The following is a 17531-nucleotide window of genomic DNA, read 5'->3' as shown; positions in this document are numbered from 1 at the left end:
AATTATTATTATTCGCATAACCTTTTAGTTTTAGAGTCCTGAAGTTATGTCTTTGATTAGAACACGTAAAAAAATTGTTTCTTCTGCAATAGCTTCATCGCTATCAATGATTGCAACAACAGCCATCGCGCAAGAAGCAGTTTCACAATTACCAACAATTCATGCTAAAGCGACTCAAGAAGAATCTTTAAAAGTAGATCAGTCTGCAAACTCTAAATTCGTAGCTCCCCTTCTAGATACTCCTAAATCAGTTTCAGTTATTTCAAAACAACTTATTGAAGATACAAAAGTAACAACTTTAGCAGATGCATTGCGTACTGTTCCTGGCATTACTTTAGGTGCAGGTGAAGGCGGCAATCCCAATGGTGACCGACCTTTTATCCGTGGTTATAGTTCAGAAAGCTCTATGTATATTGATGGTATCCGCAACTCTACCTCACAAAACCGTGAAATGTTTGCGGTCGAGCAAGTAGAGGTAACCAAAGGGTCTGCATCAGCAATGGGTGGTGCAGGTTCAGTTGGTGGCAGCATCAATATGATTTCCAAGGTAGCTAAAAAGGGTGATTTCCTAGAAGGCTCAGTAGCCGCTGGTACTGATAACTACCAACGTATCACTCTAGATGGCAATAAAGATTTTGGAAATGGCATTGCAGCACGTGTAGCTGTTTTGGGACATCAAAATGAAAAGGCTGGCCAAAGTAATGGGGCTGAATATAAACGTGTTGGTATTGCACCAAGTATTACTTTTGGCTTAGATACACCGACACGTGCAACTTTGAGCTACTATTATTTACAAACTGATGATAAACCTGATTCAGGTATTCCTTACTGGGATTCATCTCTTGGAAAAGCTCAAGGTAAACCGGCTGAAGTCAAGCAAGGTACATATTACGGCTGGAAAGATCGAGATTTTCAAAAGCAAGAAAATCACATCGGTACAATTAAATTAGAACACGACCTTACCGACAATATAACTATTACTAATACGGCCATGTATGCCAAATCAAAAAATGATTATGTCTGGACAAATCCAGATGACTCAAAAGGAAATGTTGGCAAAGGTCTTGTTTGGCATCGTTTGAACTCAGCTATTACAGATAGTGAGACATTTACCGATCAATTAGCACTTACAGGTAAATTTGATACTGGCTTCTTAAAGCACAGATTTAATGTAGGAGCAGAGTACAGCAAACAAAAAACTGATAAAGGCGGCTATAACATTATTGATGCCAAAGGTAATGTTTCTAGTACTGGCTTCTATAGCGATTGTTCAGACTTATCAACAAATTGGTGTACCTCGCTCAATGGTCCAACTCAAAAGCCATTTGTTGACCGTTTACAAGCACGCCCCGACTTTGACGCAACTGTAGAAAGTACTTCTGTCTACTTACTCGACAATATTGAGATCACACCAAAATGGTTATTAGATCTTGGCCTGCGTTGGGATAAGTATGAAGCTGAACAAAACTTCTTAGCGACTTCTAGTGCAGCAGCATATACAGCAAAAAATGATTCGGATTTCGTGACCTATCAAGCGGGTATTACTTTTAAACCAACAGAGAATGGCTCAATTTATACAAGCTATGCAACCTCTGCTAGTCCAGTCGGCTTAAATGCAGGTTGGGGTGATAATAGCGAAACAATTAATGCCAATAATCAAATGATTGATCCAGAAGAGGCGCAAACATTTGAAATCGGTACGAAATGGGATTTCCTAGATAATCACCTGAATTTAACAGCTGCTATTTTCCGTACTGAAAAGCAAAATACTCGTGTACAAATCGACCCAACGACTTATGCAAATGTAGGTGAAAGTAAAGTTGATGGTTTTGAGCTAGGCTTAAATGGTGAAATTACTGATAAGTGGAATATTTCAGCTGGCTACACTTATTTAGACAGTGAATTAACCAAAAATGGTAAATCTTGCCGTAGCGGAAAATGTACTGATCAATCCATTTATAATGGCAACCAAATGCCAAACGTACCTAAGCAAGCCGCTACGTTATGGACTACCTATAAAGTACTTCCACAATTGACGGTAGGTGCTGGTGCTGTTTACTCTGACAAAGTATATGGTGATGTAGCAAATATTAAATGGGTTCCATCTTACGTACGTTATGATGCAATGGCTCGTTACAACGTAAATAAAAATGTTGATCTTCAATTGAATATCAACAACCTATCTGATAAGCGTTATTTCACTAAAGCTTATGCTTCTCACTATGCAACAGAAGCAGAAGGCCGTAGTGCAGTTCTAGCAGTTAACTTTAAATACTAAGTTAACCTAGAATCCCATAATATTTTTATGGTTTCTGATATAAAATAGCCTCTCTTACTAGAGGCTATTTTAATTTTCTACTATTATTACTCGCAGGTATCACCGTGATCCATCATATTCCTAATGTCTTGAGTAAAGAGCAGGTCCAATATTTTCGTAATGAAATGGATAAAATTGAATGGGTCAATGGCAAAGTAACCGCTGGTACACTCTCTGCAACTGTAAAACGTAATCAGCAACTACCTGAAGATCACCCTCTTACTCACCATCTCAGCAATATTATTCTTGAGGCACTAGGCACACACCCTTTATTTTTATCTGCTGCAATTCCCCTTGATATCATCCCACCTCTTTTTAATCGTTATGAAAATCAGGAGTCTTTTGGTTTTCATGTAGATAATTCTATCCGACGCATACGTGGTACGAATGAACGGCTTAGAACAGATTTGTCATGCACTTTATTTTTAAGCGAACCTGAAGAATATGAAGGTGGTGATCTGGTCGTAGAAGACACTTATGGTTATCACGAAGTCAAACTCCCAGCAGGAGATATGATTTTATATCCATCTACTAGCTTGCATGAAGTGACTACAGTTACTTCTGGCTGTCGTATTGCTTCTTTTTTCTGGGTGCAAAGTATGGTGCGTGATGATGCTGAACGACATATGCTTTTTAATCTAGATCAAACAGTACAAAACCTAAGAATGCAACTAGGTGATAATCATAGTGAAGTAATGAAACTGACCAACCTTTACCACAATCTCATGCGCAAATGGGCTGATCTGTAACTATATTTATTTTTGCCTTTTTAAGACCAACTAATCTTTTTTACCTTAAGAAGGCAAAAATATGAAAATTATTTCCCACAAAAAACAAAATGGCGCAAAATTAGAAAATTATTTTCTAAACAACTTAACTAAAATTATGATAAGAATTTTGCACAAGGTGTAATCATTGTTTAGATATGATATATCTAAATAACAAGATTACTTGCAAACCACCAAACTTATTATTTCACGGTCTAGAGATGAAAACGAATTACTTGTTTGCCCAGCCTACTCAAGCAAGACATCATCTGCAACTCCTGATGCTGCGCCAAGCGCGCGTATAAAAATTTTGTCTGCTTTTTAAAGCAGCACTTCAAAATTACCTTTAATTTTTCTGAATTAGATACCATATATAACTGTAGACGTTGCCTTTTAAATATATCCAGAGCAACCGCGCTACGAGACAAGGAGTTTTCTCATGATGTTGGCTGACCCTAGCAAAAAATACCGCCGTATGTACCAGCGTGTGGATTTACCAGATCGCCAATGGCCAAATAAAGAAATTACAAAAGCGCCAATCTGGATGAGTACAGATTTACGTGACGGTAACCAAGCAATTTTTGAACCAATGAACATGGAACAAAAATTCAAAATGTTCAAAATGCTTGTGAAAATTGGTTTTAAGCATATTGAAATCGGTTTCCCTTCAGCATCTCAAATTGATTTCGATTTTACTCGCATGTTAATCGAAGAAAATCATATTCCTGATGACGTATACATTGAGGTTTTGGTTCAAGCACGTGACCATTTAATTGAACGTACTTTTGAATCTTTGGCAGGTGCTAAACGAGCGATTGTACATATTTATAACTCGAACTCTCCAACCTTCCGTCAAAAGGTGTTGAATGTAGATGTTGATGGCGCAAAACAATTAGCAATTAATGCTGCTCAAAAAGTTAAAGAGTATGCGGCTCAATATCCTCAAACTGACTGGATTTTCCAATACAGTCCAGAATGTTTCTCTGCAACTGAATTAGAAGTCGCTAAAGATGTCTGTGATGCCGTCACAGAAATCTGGGATGCACGTCCAGATCATAAAGTTATTTTAAACTTGCCAGCGACTGTCGAGGTTTCTACACCAAATGTTTATGCAGACCAAATTGAATGGATGCATCGTAATTTGGCACGTCGTGATGGCGTAATCATTTCTGTTCACTGCCACAATGACCGCGGCTGTGGTATTGCTGCATCAGAACTTGCCATTATGGCGGGTGCTGACCGTGTTGAAGGCTGTGTGTTTGGTAATGGTGAACGTACAGGTAACGTTGACGTTGCAGCAATTGCATTGAACATGTATACCCAAGGTGTAGCACCAGAGTTAGATTTTTCTAATATTAATGAAGTGATTGCAACGGTTGAAGAATGTACTGGTTTACCTGTACACCCTCGTCATCCATATGCAGGTGACTTGGTATTTACTGCATTCTCCGGTTCACATCAGGATGCGATCAAAAAAGGCTTCGAATACCAGAAAAATGAAGAAATCTGGGATATGCCTTACTTACCAATCGACCCGAAAGATTTGGGCCGCGACTATGATGCTGTAATTCGTGTAAATAGTCAGTCTGGTAAAGGTGGTATTGCGTATTTATTAGAGTCGAACTACAACGTTGTATTACCTCGTCGTTTGCAAATCGAGTTCAGTCAAGTTGTTCAACAATATGCTGATGAGAACGGTACAGAAATTAATGCTAAAGAAATCTGGACCTTATTTAAAGACACTTATGTTGATGTGAAAAACCATCATTACACAGTTAAAAACTACAAATTATCTGACATTAATGGTACTCAAATTATCGAACTTGATGTGGATGTCGAAGGTGAAACACAGCAGCTTCGTGGTGAAGGTAACGGGCCAATCTCTGCATTCTTAAATGCACTTCAATTACCAATTGACGTATTGAACTATGAAGAACGTAGTATTAGTTCAGGTGCAAATGCGAAAGCATTAACCTTAATTGAGCTTCAAGTAAAAGGTACAGGTAAAGGTTCATTTGGTGCTGGTGTTCATGACAATACAGTCACCTCATCCATTGAAGCAATTATTGCGTGTACCAACCGTTTGATTGATCAAGGTGTTTTAAGTACAGATCAGGTTGTTGCCGCCGCTGTTTAATTAAAAAAAAGACTTTGGAAAGGATACCTAGCTTGGTATCCTTTCTTTTTATTCCTGAAAGATTTAAAAGGCGAAATGTTCCCGTGTCTTTTCCAGCTGATTCAGTGGGGTTAGTCACTCCGCAAAAGTTCCAATTTGAAGAACCATTACACCTTGAATGTGATCGTGTTTTGCCACGTTTTGAACTAATGGTCGAAACTTACGGCACTTTAAATGCTGATAAATCAAATGCAATTTTAATCTGTCACGCTCTTTCCGGACATCATCATGCAGCGGGTTATCACCACGAAGATGATAAAAAAGCTGGATGGTGGGATAGTTGTATTGGCCCGGGTAAGGCAATTGATACGAATAAGTTTTTTGTAGTTTCGCTAAATAATATTGGTGGCTGTAATGGCTCAACTGGCCCGACCTCACCAAATCCTGAAAACGACAACCGTCCTTACGGACCTGATTTTCCATTAGTAACGGTACGTGACTGGGTTAAAACACAAGCCATGCTTTCGGACCGTCTAGGTGTAGATGTCTGGTATGCAGTGGTCGGTGGATCATTAGGAGGCATGCAAGCACTACAATGGTCCGTAGACTACCCTGACCGCCTACAAAAATGTGTGATTATTGCCAGTGCACCAAAGCTTTCAGCACAGAATATTGCATTTAATGAGGTTGCTCGTCAGTCAATCTTATCTGATCCAGATTTCCATCATGGCCGTTATTTAGAAAATGATAGTTACCCGAAACGCGGACTAATTCTGGCTCGTATGGTTGGTCATATCACCTATCTTTCAGAAGAAGCCATGAAACAAAAATTTGGACGTGATTTAAAATCTGGCAAATTTATGTACGGTTTTGATGTCGAGTTTCAGGTCGAAAGCTATCTACGTTATCAAGGTGAACAGTTCAGCCGTAACTTTGATGCCAATACCTATCTCATCATGACTAAAGCTTTAGATTACTTTGACCCATCTCGTGAATACGGCCATTCTTTAACTGAAGCGATGGGCAAAACTAAATGCCAGTTCTTGATTGTCTCGTTCACAACTGACTGGCGTTTTGCACCAAGCCGCTCACAAGAAATTGTAGATGCGCTTATTACCAATCATAAGCCAGTAAGTTATCTCGACATTGATGCTGAACAAGGTCATGACTCCTTCTTATTCCCGATTCCACTGTATGTCAAAACCATGCGCGCTTTCTTAGGCGGTGAAGAACACTTGAAATCGACGTCACTGGAGGCAAGCTAATGCGTATTGATCAACAACTGGCAGAAAAGTGGATTAAACCCGGCTCAAGCGTACTCGATTTAGGGTGTGGTGACGGTGAATTACTCGCTCATATGAGCCAAAAGCATCAAATTCGTGCTTATGGTTTAGAAATTGATCAAGAAAAGATTGCAATTGCCGTCAGTCGCGGGTTAAATATTATTCAACAAGATTTGAATCTCGGCTTAAGCCGCTTTGCAGACCAGTCCTTTGACTATGTGGTTATGGCACAAGCTTTGCAAGCCGTAGATGCACCCGATGTTTTATTAAGAGACATGGTGCGTGTGGGTAAACAGGCAATTATTACTTTTCCAAACTTTGCACATTGGAAGACTCGCTCTTTTCTTGCATTAAAAGGAATGATGCCTGTATCGGATGCTCTACCATATATGTGGTATAACACCCCCAACATTCATTTATGTACATTTAAAGATTTCGAAGCACTATGTGCTGAAAATCAGATACAAATTATTAATCGACTCGCCGTCAATGGAAATCAGCAGGGAAGCCTGTTAAGCAAACATGTTCCGAATTTGTTTGGTGAAGTCGCTATTTATCGAGTGAGTGCACTATGAAAAAGACATTATTTAGCACACTATTTGCAGGACTGCTAAGTATGCAGGCTCATGCAGATTATATCGCCCAGCCACAATCGGTTGCGAGTCAGGCTGCACGTTTTTCAACAATGGGGATTAACGATCTTCAGAAAGCGGCAAAAGCTGGTCAAGCAGGCGCACAGTTTTATCTTGGTACACACTATCAATATGGTAAAGACGTAGCAAAAGATGACAAACAGGCTTTCGCATGGTTTAAAGCAGCAGCTGATCAAGGTTTATCGCCAGCACAATTAAACGTAGGCCGCATGTATGCCGATGGTATTGGTGTTAAAAAAGATGAGTCTATGGCTCGTAAATACTTTGAAAAAGCAGCAAGCAATGGTGATAACCGTGCAAGCTATAACCTTGCTATGATGGAAGAGCAAAAGAAAAACTACGTTGGTGCTTACCAATGGTATGAGCTTTCAACTCGTGATGGCATGCTCGACAATAAAGTGATTAGCCTATCTGAAGGTAAGAAAACTGCTCTAGCAGCGAACTTAACTCAAGAACAAATCCGTACAGCTCGTGACCGTGCGGACAAATGGATTCAAGCACAATAATAACGGTTCATCCGTAAAAAAACCTTACTCGACTAAAGCCACCTTGTATGCTGTACAAGGTGGCTTTAGTTTAGGTTATCCCATTTTATATTCTATTTGTTTTCCTCTATATCCCCTTCCAAAAAACACGTAACATAACTGCTGTTCGATATTAGCTATAAAGTTTGGTTTTATTATGTCTACCCCACATTGGTTTGATCAGGGCAGTTTAGTTCTTGCCAGCAATAATAAAGGTAAAGTCGCAGAGTTTGAAAAACTTTTTGAACAGCTTAAGTTACCAGTAGAAATTATTCCTCAAGGTCGCCTTAATATTCCTGATGCAATTGAAGATGGTTTAAGCTTTATTGAAAATGCCATTATTAAAGCTCGTCATGCCTCTAAAATTTCAGGTAAACCTGCTATGGCTGACGACTCTGGTATTTGTGTACCAGTCTTAGGCGGCGCACCTGGTATTTACTCAGCACGCTATGCTGGAGAGCATGGTGACGATGCAGCTAACAATGCCAAATTATTAAATGACCTTTTGCCATTTCGTAAAAATGGTGAAGCGATTGAAGGCATGTTTGTATGTGTACTTGCTTTAGTCACTCACGCTGAAGATCCATTACCACAAATTTTCCAAGGCATCTGGCACGGTGAAATTTTAGAAGCGCCACGTGGCGAAAATGGCTTTGGTTATGACCCACTGTTCTGGTTGCCTGAGCTACAAGTTTCTAGCGCTGAATTGTCTAAAGAAGACAAAAACAAGATTAGCCATCGTGGACAAGCGATGCAGTTATTTAGAGAGAGCTTGCAGAAGTAAGCTGATCACATGGCCACAATATGCAGCGTTAAAACATATTAAACTTTGTATAGGCAAATCTTACTTTTCAAAGATGAAAAGTAAGCAAAAATCTTTTGTTAGACTGATGGCACATCCTTGTGCCACAGTCTAACTGGCGGCATCCATGCCGCCTTCGCACAAGCAAATTTAGGAAACTTAGAATTAGATAAAGATTAAACGAACAAGTGTAAAAACACAGCATAAATCGCAATACACACACAACTCACAATCGTCCCTGAGGCAATGTAAGCCGCAGATCTACCCGTCCCTTGATAATGTGTTTCTAGCGCTACAATATTGGCTGCTGGTGGCAGACAGAACATTAAAAACATCACTCCAATTTGCTGGCTGATATTTGGAATGGGTAAAAATCTATAAGTTAAGCCACAGAGAATAAATCCGCACACTACTTTAAATGCTTGAGCTTTTGTACTGTAAATTAAGTCTTTTAAATGCACGCGAGTACGGCGTAGCCACATTCCCAGCACACACATACCAGCAAAAGTCATGACAAACTTGGCAACTTCATATACCCAATGTATAGCAGGATGCTCGATATGTTGAGCACCTAACGACCTAAGTAAAAGTGCACAAAATATTGAAATACATGGTGGAGAAGTTAAAACCTTTTTTAATATGTTGAGCTTACTTTGTGGTGCAGTGGTGACTGCCGTAACAGCCCATGCATTCCCAAAAAGAGACATACCAATATATAAAGCCACAATAGGAGCCGTAGCATCAGGGCCAAATAAAGCCATGGCAAAGGGAAAGCCAAGCCACCCCATGTTGGTATAACTCACGCAAAGCGCTAATAACCTGTCTTTAAATAGAGCTAAATAGGCAAAGAAAATAAGAAATGCTGAACCGAAACTAAACAGCATCAAACTCAAACTACCTGGCTGATAAAATACCATGTTGTAAATAATCACAATCGGAATCAGGAGTCGTGCAAGCCAAGCTGAGAGAATAGGTTTTATAGTTTCTGCAATCGAAGTCTGAGCAAGTAGAAGTCCTGTGATAAATGCCAATACAGGCAGTAGTAGCGCCACGCTCTCTCCTCTTGCTCATTAAAATCAGCTTGCTATGCTACACCTTTTCAAAATGGAATGTACTCTCCATTTCAAGTAATTTAAGTGACTCTTTTCAAACTATGTATAAATAAAAAAAAGGAGATATGCAGTTTATAAAATTAACTTTTTAGATTTTGGCAGCCATTCATTGTCTTAAAAATGACATATAAATGTCACATTCCTGTCATGGCAACCTGTTGATATAAAGCAAACTGAAAAGAGGTATAAGATCATGGCCGGTTTATCTATTTGGCATGTCGTTATTTTTGCAATTGTCGTTATTTTATTATTCGGTACGTCGAAATTAAAAAATATTGGTAAAGACGTAGGCGGTGCAGTAAAAGACTTTAAAAAATCAGTCCGTGAAGAAGATGAGACTACTGCTCTTAATACTCCACGTACAATTGATGCCCAAGTCAAAACACCTGACAGCACATCAGTAAAAAGCTAAAGGTTTTCGACCATGCTTGATGTAGGAATGACAGAGCTACTCTGTTTTGCAATTATTGCAATTTTAGTTTTAGGCCCGGATAAACTTCCAGAAGCTGCACGCTTTGCTGGTCGTTGGTATGTTCGCCTAAAACGTTATATTACCAATTTGCAAAATGAGATTGATCAAGAGTTGCGTCTTTCTGAGTTTCGAAAAGAAATGCAAGAAGAACTCAACCGCATTGAAGCACTAGAACGTAAAGTACAACAACAGCTTGAAGAAATTCAAAAGCAAAATATTTCTGAAAATATAGATAAGGCTGAGGCAATCAAATCAGTGCCCCAACCTATTCGGATATGTCTTCCTATATCTGGCCATTATAAAGTCCCATACATTAGAAAATTTATGCCTTTAGCATCATCAACTGATATTTCAGAGACATCACCTGTTAAATTGAAGATTGCCGTATGAACCAACTGCCTTCAACCACTGTAAATAATCAGGAAAATTTAGACCAAATGCCAATCATGAGCCATTTGGTCGTTTTACGACGTCATTTATTTAGGATTGTCGGAGTAACCTTATTTTTATTTTTTTGCTTATTGCCCTTTAGAAATAATACTTACCAATTACTATCTGAACCTTTGAGGCTGCAACTTCCGACCTCCTCCTCAATGATTGCAACAGATGTCACTGCAACATTCATGGCGCCTTTTAAACTCAATTTATTTGTCGCGCTTGTACTGGCAATGCCATTTATTCTGTATGAAATCTGGTCATTTGTTCGTCCAGCGCTCTATCAAAAAGAACGTCATTTAGCACTGCCATTACTCATCGGTAGTATTGTCTTGTTTTATGCGGGCGTTGCTTTTGCATATTACATTACCCTTCCGGCAATTTTGCATTTCTTTATTAGTGTATCGCCTGAAACTGTCGCACCAATGACAGATATTAATAGCTACCTAAGCTTTTGCTTAAAGCTATTTTTAGTTTTTGGACTGACTTTTGAAATTCCAATCGCGACGCTACTCCTTATTTTAATCGGTGTGGTAAATACAAAAAGCCTTGCTGAAAAGCGACGTTTTATCATTGTAGGATGCTTTTTCGTTGCAATGTTTATTACACCGCCAGATGCAATTTCAATGGTGATGTTAGCGATTCCCATGTGGTTGCTTTTCGAACTTGGCCTACTCTTTGGTAAAATTCTTGAGAAAAGAAAAGTCCATTCTGCTGAATAAAATGATTTTTAAGAAAAAGCCTGAACCTCGAAGTTCAGGCTTTTTTATGTAGAACACTTTTTATTCTACAAAGCAATAAACTGTCTTCAAAGTGACTTAAAAATGTAAGAAAAGTGTCATTTTCAGTCCATAGAATCAACTCAACAAATATACCCACAAAATTTACGGATTTCTTATGACAACTGCTTCTACTCAACCAACGCGTCGCGAAATTTTAAAATGGTTTTCGGGGATTCCTTTTCTACCATTAGGAGCGATGGCTACGGCAGCAACGTTAGCAGGTTGTAATGATAGTGATGACAGTTCAGCAATCACTCCAACACCACAACCAAGCAAATTTAAAAATGCAAAATTCACAGCAATGCCAGCGCCAACAACTGCAGCAGATCGCGCAACTACTTTAGTGAATTCTAAATTAAAAATTGATTGGGAAAATTCAACCAGTACTGAATACCAACTCGCTTATAAACCCTTCTTTAAAACAGGTGATAGCGTACCAAAGCACGGTGGTGGAACAATTATCGCTGGTGGTTATTTTGATGTTAATGGCAATCCAATTATGGATAAATCAATTGCTGGCAAAGAACGTCAATTCTTTTCAGACTGTCCAGATGGTTCATCTCTAATTCAATTAGAAGGTGCGAAAGTTGAAGGTGTAGCAAATCCTGTGTTCCATGTTGTTCAATTTGAATATAACTCTAAAGACCAAGCAGGTGGCGATACTTACGGTCAACTACCATCTCCAATCGCAATTTTAACGTTGGATCAAGACCAAAAAACAGGTCACCTAGAACTTAAAAAATACTTCAACGTTGATACTGCACCAGTACACGGTTTATGGATTACTTGCGGTGCTAGCTTATCACCTTGGAACACTCACTTATCAAGTGAAGAATACGAACCAGATGCATTCAATCAAGGCATTGGCGGTACAGATCCAAAATATCTTGGTAAATACTTCTTTGGTGATGAAACTAAAGCAAACCCTTATAACTACGGTCATTTGCCAGAAGTAACAGTTAACCTTGATGGTACGGGTAGCATTAAAAAGCACTATTGTTTAGGTCGTATTTCTCACGAACTTATCCATGTTATGCCAGACAACCGTACAGCGCTTATGGGAGATGACTACACCAACGGTGGTTTCTTCATGTTCGTTGCTGATAAAGAAAAAGATTTATCGGCAGGTACGCTCTATGTTGCTAAATACATTAATACTCTAACTGAAACCTCAACTGCTAGCATTCAATGGATCAAACTTGGCCATGCGACTAGTAAAGAAATTGAGGATTTAGTTGCTGGTGGGATTAAATCAACTGACATCATGGAAAGTTTAACAACTAACCCAAATGATGCTAGTTATACTGAAATCACTTTGGCAAAGAAACAGCTTTGGGTCAAACTTAAACCAGGTATGGAAAAAGCGGCCGCTTTCTTGGAAACACATCGTTATGCAGCACTAAAAGGTGCAAGTATGGCGTTTACCAAGATGGAAGGTACTAACGTAAATATTAAAGATAAAATTGCGTACTCTGCTTTAGCTAATATTCAAGATTCAATGGTCATTGGCGGTAAAGGTTATGTCGCTGGACATAATGTCGCATTCTCTAAAAAAATTACTGCTGGTGGCGTACTTGCACATAAATTAGGTAATAGCTTTACAGACAATGAAGGCAGTGCAATCAATAGTGAGTGGGTTCCTCTTTACTCATATATGCTGCTAATGGGTGAAGATCTTGCTACGAAAGATAGTTTAGGTAATACAGCGAACCCAGACAAAATTGCTAGCCCAGACAATCTGAAGTTCTCTGAAACTTTACGCACATTATTCATTGGTGAAGACTCAGGTAACCACGTGAACAACTTCTTGTGGGCATACAATGTAGATACCAAAGAGTTAACACGTTTACTTTCTACACCAGCAGGTGCAGAGTCAACAGGTTTACATGCTGTAGATTCAATCAACGGTTGGACTTACATCATGAGCAACTTCCAACATCCAGGCGATAGTAGTAGTGTACCTGAGGATGTTAAGGCATTAATTAACCAAAATTACAATAATGGTTATAGTGCTAACGTCGGCTATATTACAGCCGACCCAATTGCCCCTTCAATCACAACTAAATAATTTTTCATAACCTCTTTAAACATTAAAGCTGGCTAAGGTCAGCTTTAATGTTTTTACATTCAGCTTTTACTTTTTATGAAAATTAAATGAAAAATTACAGAACTTTTCATTAACTTATCATCAAAACGTCAACGCCTCGTCACATTCACAAACTAAGCTCATGAAGAATTTTAGAACAATCTCTTTATTTACTTAGGAATTTCCCATGACAGAGCTGACGCCATATCATGAAGACCAAGAATTGGATAATAATACTTCTGACAATATCCACTTCCGCGACATTTTAGAACAACACATCAGTCGCCGTAGTTTAATTACTAAAGCAGCAAGTGGTGCTGTAGCATTGACTTTAGCTTCTACTTTAACTGGCTGTAATGATAGCGATGATGATTCAGGTTCTAACACCGGTGGAACCACACCTGTAGATCCAAATAAAAAACCAGAAAAATTAACTTTTACTGCCGTTGCGAAAAACCATAACGATATTGTGACTGTACCTGAAGGTTATGAAGCGAATGTCATTTATGCATTGGGTGACTCAATCAACCCTAATTTTGGCGAATGGGACGACAATAATATTCCATCAGGCCCAAGCTTTCAGTTCCGTTCAGGCGACTGTCATGATGGTATGCATTTCTTTGGTTTAAATAATTCAACAAACCGCTTTGACGAGAGTGTTTCAGCACAAGGTTTGTTGGTGATGAACCACGAATATATCAATCAGACTTTCCTTCATCCTAAAGGTCCAACAAAAGTTAATGGACGCCGCCCTGAAGATGAAGTCATTCGTGAAACCAATGCACATGGCGTTTCTATTGTTCACATCAAAAAAGATGCAGCAACTCAACAAGTAACAATTGATAAAAACTCTATTTTTAATCGTCGCATTACAGCTTCTACAGTAATGGAATTTGCAGGAGCTGCGGCTGGTTCAAACCTACTGGCAACTCGCTTCTCGCCTGCTGGACGTCAAACACGTGGCACTCATAATAACTGCGGTAATGGTCATACCCCTTGGGGCACATACTTAACTACCGAAGAAAACTTTATTGGTTACTTTGCTCGTAGTACGACTGATGACGCGTTACGTACTCCAGAAGAAATTATTGCACTGAAACGCTATGGCTTAAAAGCAGGATCTGGTTCACGTTACGGCTGGGAAACAGCAATTGGTCAAGTAGAATCACAAGACTTATATGATCGCTGGAATGCCGACGTAAAAGGCACTCAAGCAACACAGGACTACCGCAATGGACCAAATACATTCGGTTGGATGGTCGAGATTGATCCTTTTGATAACCGTCTGAACCCAGTTAAAAGAACATCGCTAGGTCGTTTTGCACATGAAGACAGTGCTTGCCGTGCCGTAGCAGGTCAGCCATTAGCATTTTATATGGGTGATGACTCTCGCGGTGAATACATCTATAAATTTGTCTCTAACGCAGTGTGGGATGCAAAAGATGTAAATCGTGGTTATGCAGCTGGCGACAAATATATGAACGCAGGTAAATTGTATGTTGCTAAATTTAATAACGACGGTTCAGGTCAATGGATTGAACTTGCCTATGGCAAAAATGGCTTAAATGAGAGCAACACGACCTATCCATTTAAATCTCAAGCAGACGTTGTCACATTTGCACGTTTGGCTGGCGACTCCGTCGGTGCTACAAAAATGGACCGCCCAGAATGGTGTACGGTCAACCCAGTGAACGGCGAAGTTTATGTTACCCTAACCAACAACTCAAATCGTGGTAAAGATTACGCAACCGATGCTGCCAATCCACGTAACTACACAGACCTCTACAACGGCACTAAAGAGCAAAAGGGTAACGTTAACGGTCATATTATCCGTTTTAAAGAAACTGATGACAAAACGACTGCTGAAACCTTCAAGTGGGATATTTATCTATTTGGTGCTGAAGCATCTATGGCTTCAAACATCAACTTATCTGGTTTAACAGACAACAATGATTTGTCATCTCCAGACGGTATGTGGTTTGACCCACGTGGCGTACTTTGGATTCAAACAGATGATGGCGCATACACTGATGTCACTAATTGTATGATGCTTGCTGCACTACCAGGCCAGATTGGAGATGGTGCTCCTGCAACTACTTCAAATGGTCAGCAAACTTTAGTGGGTGCTAAAGTTACAGACTCAACTTTGCGCCGTTTCTTGGTGGGGCCTAAGCAATGTGAGATTACAGGTATTGCGATGACACCTGACTACAAAGCAATTTTCATTAATGTTCAGCACCCTGGTGAAGATTCTGCAAGTTACGCAACACCAGAAAGTAACTGGCCAGCAACCCAGAAAGATCCAAACAACAAAACTGCGCGTCCACGCTCAGCAACTGTTGTGATTACTCGTAAAGATGGCGGTGTGATCGCGGGCTAATTCGTTTATAACTATCAAATGCCGGTCGATTGATCGGCATTTTTATTATCATCGATTTAAGAGAACCTGCTGCTGAGCAATTTGCCCACTATGCTCGCCTTGCTGAGTCTTTTCCAGCCAAAGCCATTCATTATTGGTCATTCTTAGAAAGTTTGAACAACGTGTGCCATACACAGGACTTTGAATAAAAGTCGATGACAATAACTCTTCCATTTCTGGCTGAATGCCCGTATTGGGTAATAATGCAGTTGTGACCTTACGTTCATCTTCAAGAATATCCCATGCAGCGTGTTGCAAAGTTAACTCTTCCGTCTGGTGCTGAAGCATAGGCAAAAACTCTTGCGTAAAACGTGTTCTTAAATGTCTGGTTTTTTCCCAATGTTCAGACATCAAGCCATTCGAAACCACATAAACACCATTGGCTAATACTTGCGGTGCTTCACCACGATTACTCATATAAACTGCTTGATCAGCATTTCCCATAAACAGGTTAAAGCCAGCGAAGTTCTGTTGCTGCTGTTCTAATTGCTGAGCAAATCGAATCGGCAATAAATCAGACTCTAAAAAAGCCTGAACCAAATGCCCCCGAGAAGTTTCATATTTTTTTTGATCTCGTCCATCACGAAAATTGGTCAAGACAGCCCATCGACCTTGAGGTGTTACGCCCATCCAAGTACCACCCGACTGTAAATCTTGGCCAGCAATAATCGGTGTGTGTTGCCACTGATGTAATAAAGCTGTTGGTCGATGATAGAACTCATCCCGATTTGACATAAGACATAAGGGCATATCATCAAGAACATGCCATGCTAAAGCCACAATACACATCTTTTCTTATTCCCTATCTTTACACATTGAATGTACAACATTTTTCACATCATTCCGCTACAATCTGTCAAAACGTAAGATCAAGGAGCAGCAATGCTGACCTATCCTAATATCGATCCGGTCGCAATACATCTAGGACCTCTTCAAGTCCATTGGTATGGACTCATGTATTTATTGGCATTTTTATGCGCTTGGGGACTTGCCTCCTACCGTGCCAAACAGCGTGATGGCTGGACATCGGACATGGTTTCCGATCTGGTGTTTTACGGTGCTTTAGGTGTCGTTCTGGGCGGTCGTATCGGCTATGTCCTTTTCTATGAGTTTGATAAATTCCTTGAAAATCCGATTTGGCTATTCCAAGTCTGGACAGGTGGTATGAGTTTCCACGGCGGCTTTTTAGGCGTCATGATTGCGATGTTATTCTGGTGTAAAAAATACCAAAAAACATGGTTCCAAACCCTCGACTTTATCGCCCCATGTGTACCGACTGGCTTAATGTTTGGGCGCTTTGGTAACTTCATTGGTGGGGAGTTATATGGTCGTGCAGTAACTGACCCAAATTATCCATTTGGTATGATCTTCCCAACTGATCCATTACAACTGGTACGCCATCCATCACAAATTTATCAAGCAATTTGTGAAGGCTTAATCCTATTTATTATCTTGTGGTGGTTTAGTTCAAGACCACGGCCACGCATGGCGGTTTCTGCTCTATTTTTAATGGGCTACGGTGTTGCACGCTTCGTAATGGAATTCTTCCGTCAACCAGATGCCGATCAAGGTTTCATTTTATTTGGCTGGATGACTAAAGGTCAGATCCTTACCGTTCCAATGTTGCTGATTGGCCTTTGGATGATGTGGTATGCCTACCAAAAGAAAATCTATGACTGGGGCCCACAAAAGAACAGTTAATATGATAAATCAGAGGAGTTTCGGCTCCTCTTTTCTTTTTTATGCTACAGTTTTTACTCTCC

15 protein-coding genes are annotated in these 17531 nt (G+C 39.8%); 13 read left to right on the top strand and 2 right to left on the bottom strand.

The genetic code is table 11. The features are described 5' to 3' along the window. Window positions 1-46 precede the first annotated feature (46 nt). The 7 genes from ACXM0J_RS09200 (at window position 47) to rdgB (ending at window position 8444) form a co-directional block, all read left to right on the top strand. Window positions 47-2278, top strand: a complete 2232-nt coding sequence (locus ACXM0J_RS09200; protein ID WP_086265044.1) for a TonB-dependent receptor — start codon at window positions 47-49, stop codon at window positions 2276-2278. A 104-nt stretch (window positions 2279-2382) separates the two neighbouring features. Next, complete coding sequence (locus ACXM0J_RS09195) at window positions 2383-3066, top strand: Fe2+-dependent dioxygenase (RefSeq protein WP_086265045.1); 684 nt, start codon at window positions 2383-2385, stop codon at window positions 3064-3066. A gap of 457 nt (window positions 3067-3523) precedes the next feature. Next, entirely contained in the window at window positions 3524-5221 is a 1698-nt protein-coding gene (gene leuA / locus ACXM0J_RS09190; RefSeq protein WP_046811427.1) for a 2-isopropylmalate synthase, read from the top strand. Between the two features lie 83 nt (window positions 5222-5304). Continuing rightward, on the top strand, window positions 5305-6465 hold the full coding sequence (gene metX, locus ACXM0J_RS09185) for a homoserine O-succinyltransferase MetX (RefSeq protein WP_002114709.1): 1161 nt from the start codon (window positions 5305-5307) through the stop codon (window positions 6463-6465). Then, a complete protein-coding gene (metW, locus tag ACXM0J_RS09180; RefSeq protein WP_001217230.1) occupies window positions 6465-7058 on the top strand; it encodes a methionine biosynthesis protein MetW in 594 nt (197 codons plus the stop codon). The genes metX and metW overlap by 1 nt, the downstream gene beginning before the upstream one ends. After that, window positions 7055-7642, top strand: coding sequence for a tetratricopeptide repeat protein (locus ACXM0J_RS09175; RefSeq protein WP_005804213.1), 588 nt, complete (start codon window positions 7055-7057; stop codon window positions 7640-7642). The genes metW and ACXM0J_RS09175 overlap by 4 nt, the downstream gene beginning before the upstream one ends. Window positions 7643-7817: 175 nt before the next feature. Then, entirely contained in the window at window positions 7818-8444 is a 627-nt protein-coding gene (gene rdgB / locus ACXM0J_RS09170) for an RdgB/HAM1 family non-canonical purine NTP pyrophosphatase (RefSeq protein ID WP_000106715.1), read from the top strand. Window positions 8445-8638: 194 nt separating this feature from the next. On the opposite strand, the gene ACXM0J_RS09165 is transcribed toward rdgB, so the two are convergent. Beyond that, entirely contained in the window at window positions 8639-9514 is an 876-nt protein-coding gene (locus ACXM0J_RS09165; RefSeq protein ID WP_086265046.1) for an AEC family transporter, read from the bottom strand. Window positions 9515-9767: 253 nt separating this feature from the next. On the opposite strand from ACXM0J_RS09165, the gene ACXM0J_RS09160 reads away from it, so the two are divergent. From ACXM0J_RS09160 to ACXM0J_RS09140, 5 genes are all read left to right on the top strand, one after another. Beyond that, on the top strand, window positions 9768-9986 hold the full coding sequence (locus ACXM0J_RS09160; RefSeq protein ID WP_002114991.1) for a Sec-independent protein translocase subunit TatA: 219 nt from the start codon (window positions 9768-9770) through the stop codon (window positions 9984-9986). A gap of 12 nt (window positions 9987-9998) precedes the next feature. Next, a complete protein-coding gene (gene tatB, locus ACXM0J_RS09155; protein ID WP_086265047.1) occupies window positions 9999-10436 on the top strand; it encodes a Sec-independent protein translocase protein TatB in 438 nt (145 codons plus the stop codon). Continuing rightward, a complete protein-coding gene (gene tatC / locus ACXM0J_RS09150; RefSeq protein WP_033849475.1) occupies window positions 10433-11203 on the top strand; it encodes a twin-arginine translocase subunit TatC in 771 nt (256 codons plus the stop codon). The genes tatB and tatC overlap by 4 nt, the downstream gene beginning before the upstream one ends. A gap of 175 nt (window positions 11204-11378) precedes the next feature. Then, entirely contained in the window at window positions 11379-13331 is a 1953-nt protein-coding gene (locus ACXM0J_RS09145) for a PhoX family protein (RefSeq protein WP_086265048.1), read from the top strand. 205 nt (window positions 13332-13536) lie between these two features. After that, on the top strand, window positions 13537-15729 hold the full coding sequence (locus ACXM0J_RS09140) for a PhoX family protein (protein WP_086265049.1): 2193 nt from the start codon (window positions 13537-13539) through the stop codon (window positions 15727-15729). Between the two features lie 48 nt (window positions 15730-15777). Here ACXM0J_RS09140 and ACXM0J_RS09135 read toward each other — a convergent pair whose 3' ends face one another. Continuing rightward, a complete protein-coding gene (locus ACXM0J_RS09135) occupies window positions 15778-16557 on the bottom strand; it encodes an NRDE family protein (RefSeq protein WP_213034402.1) in 780 nt (259 codons plus the stop codon). Between the two features lie 93 nt (window positions 16558-16650). Between ACXM0J_RS09135 and lgt the strand changes: the two genes are divergently transcribed. Then, window positions 16651-17469, top strand: coding sequence for a prolipoprotein diacylglyceryl transferase (gene lgt / locus ACXM0J_RS09130; protein ID WP_086265050.1), 819 nt, complete (start codon window positions 16651-16653; stop codon window positions 17467-17469). Window positions 17470-17531 lie beyond the last annotated feature (62 nt).

This window comes from Acinetobacter sp. GRABPA_MV_2 (genome assembly GCF_056725885.1).
Note: the sequence above shows the minus strand (reverse complement) of the source record. Positions and strands in the feature narration are given on the sequence as shown.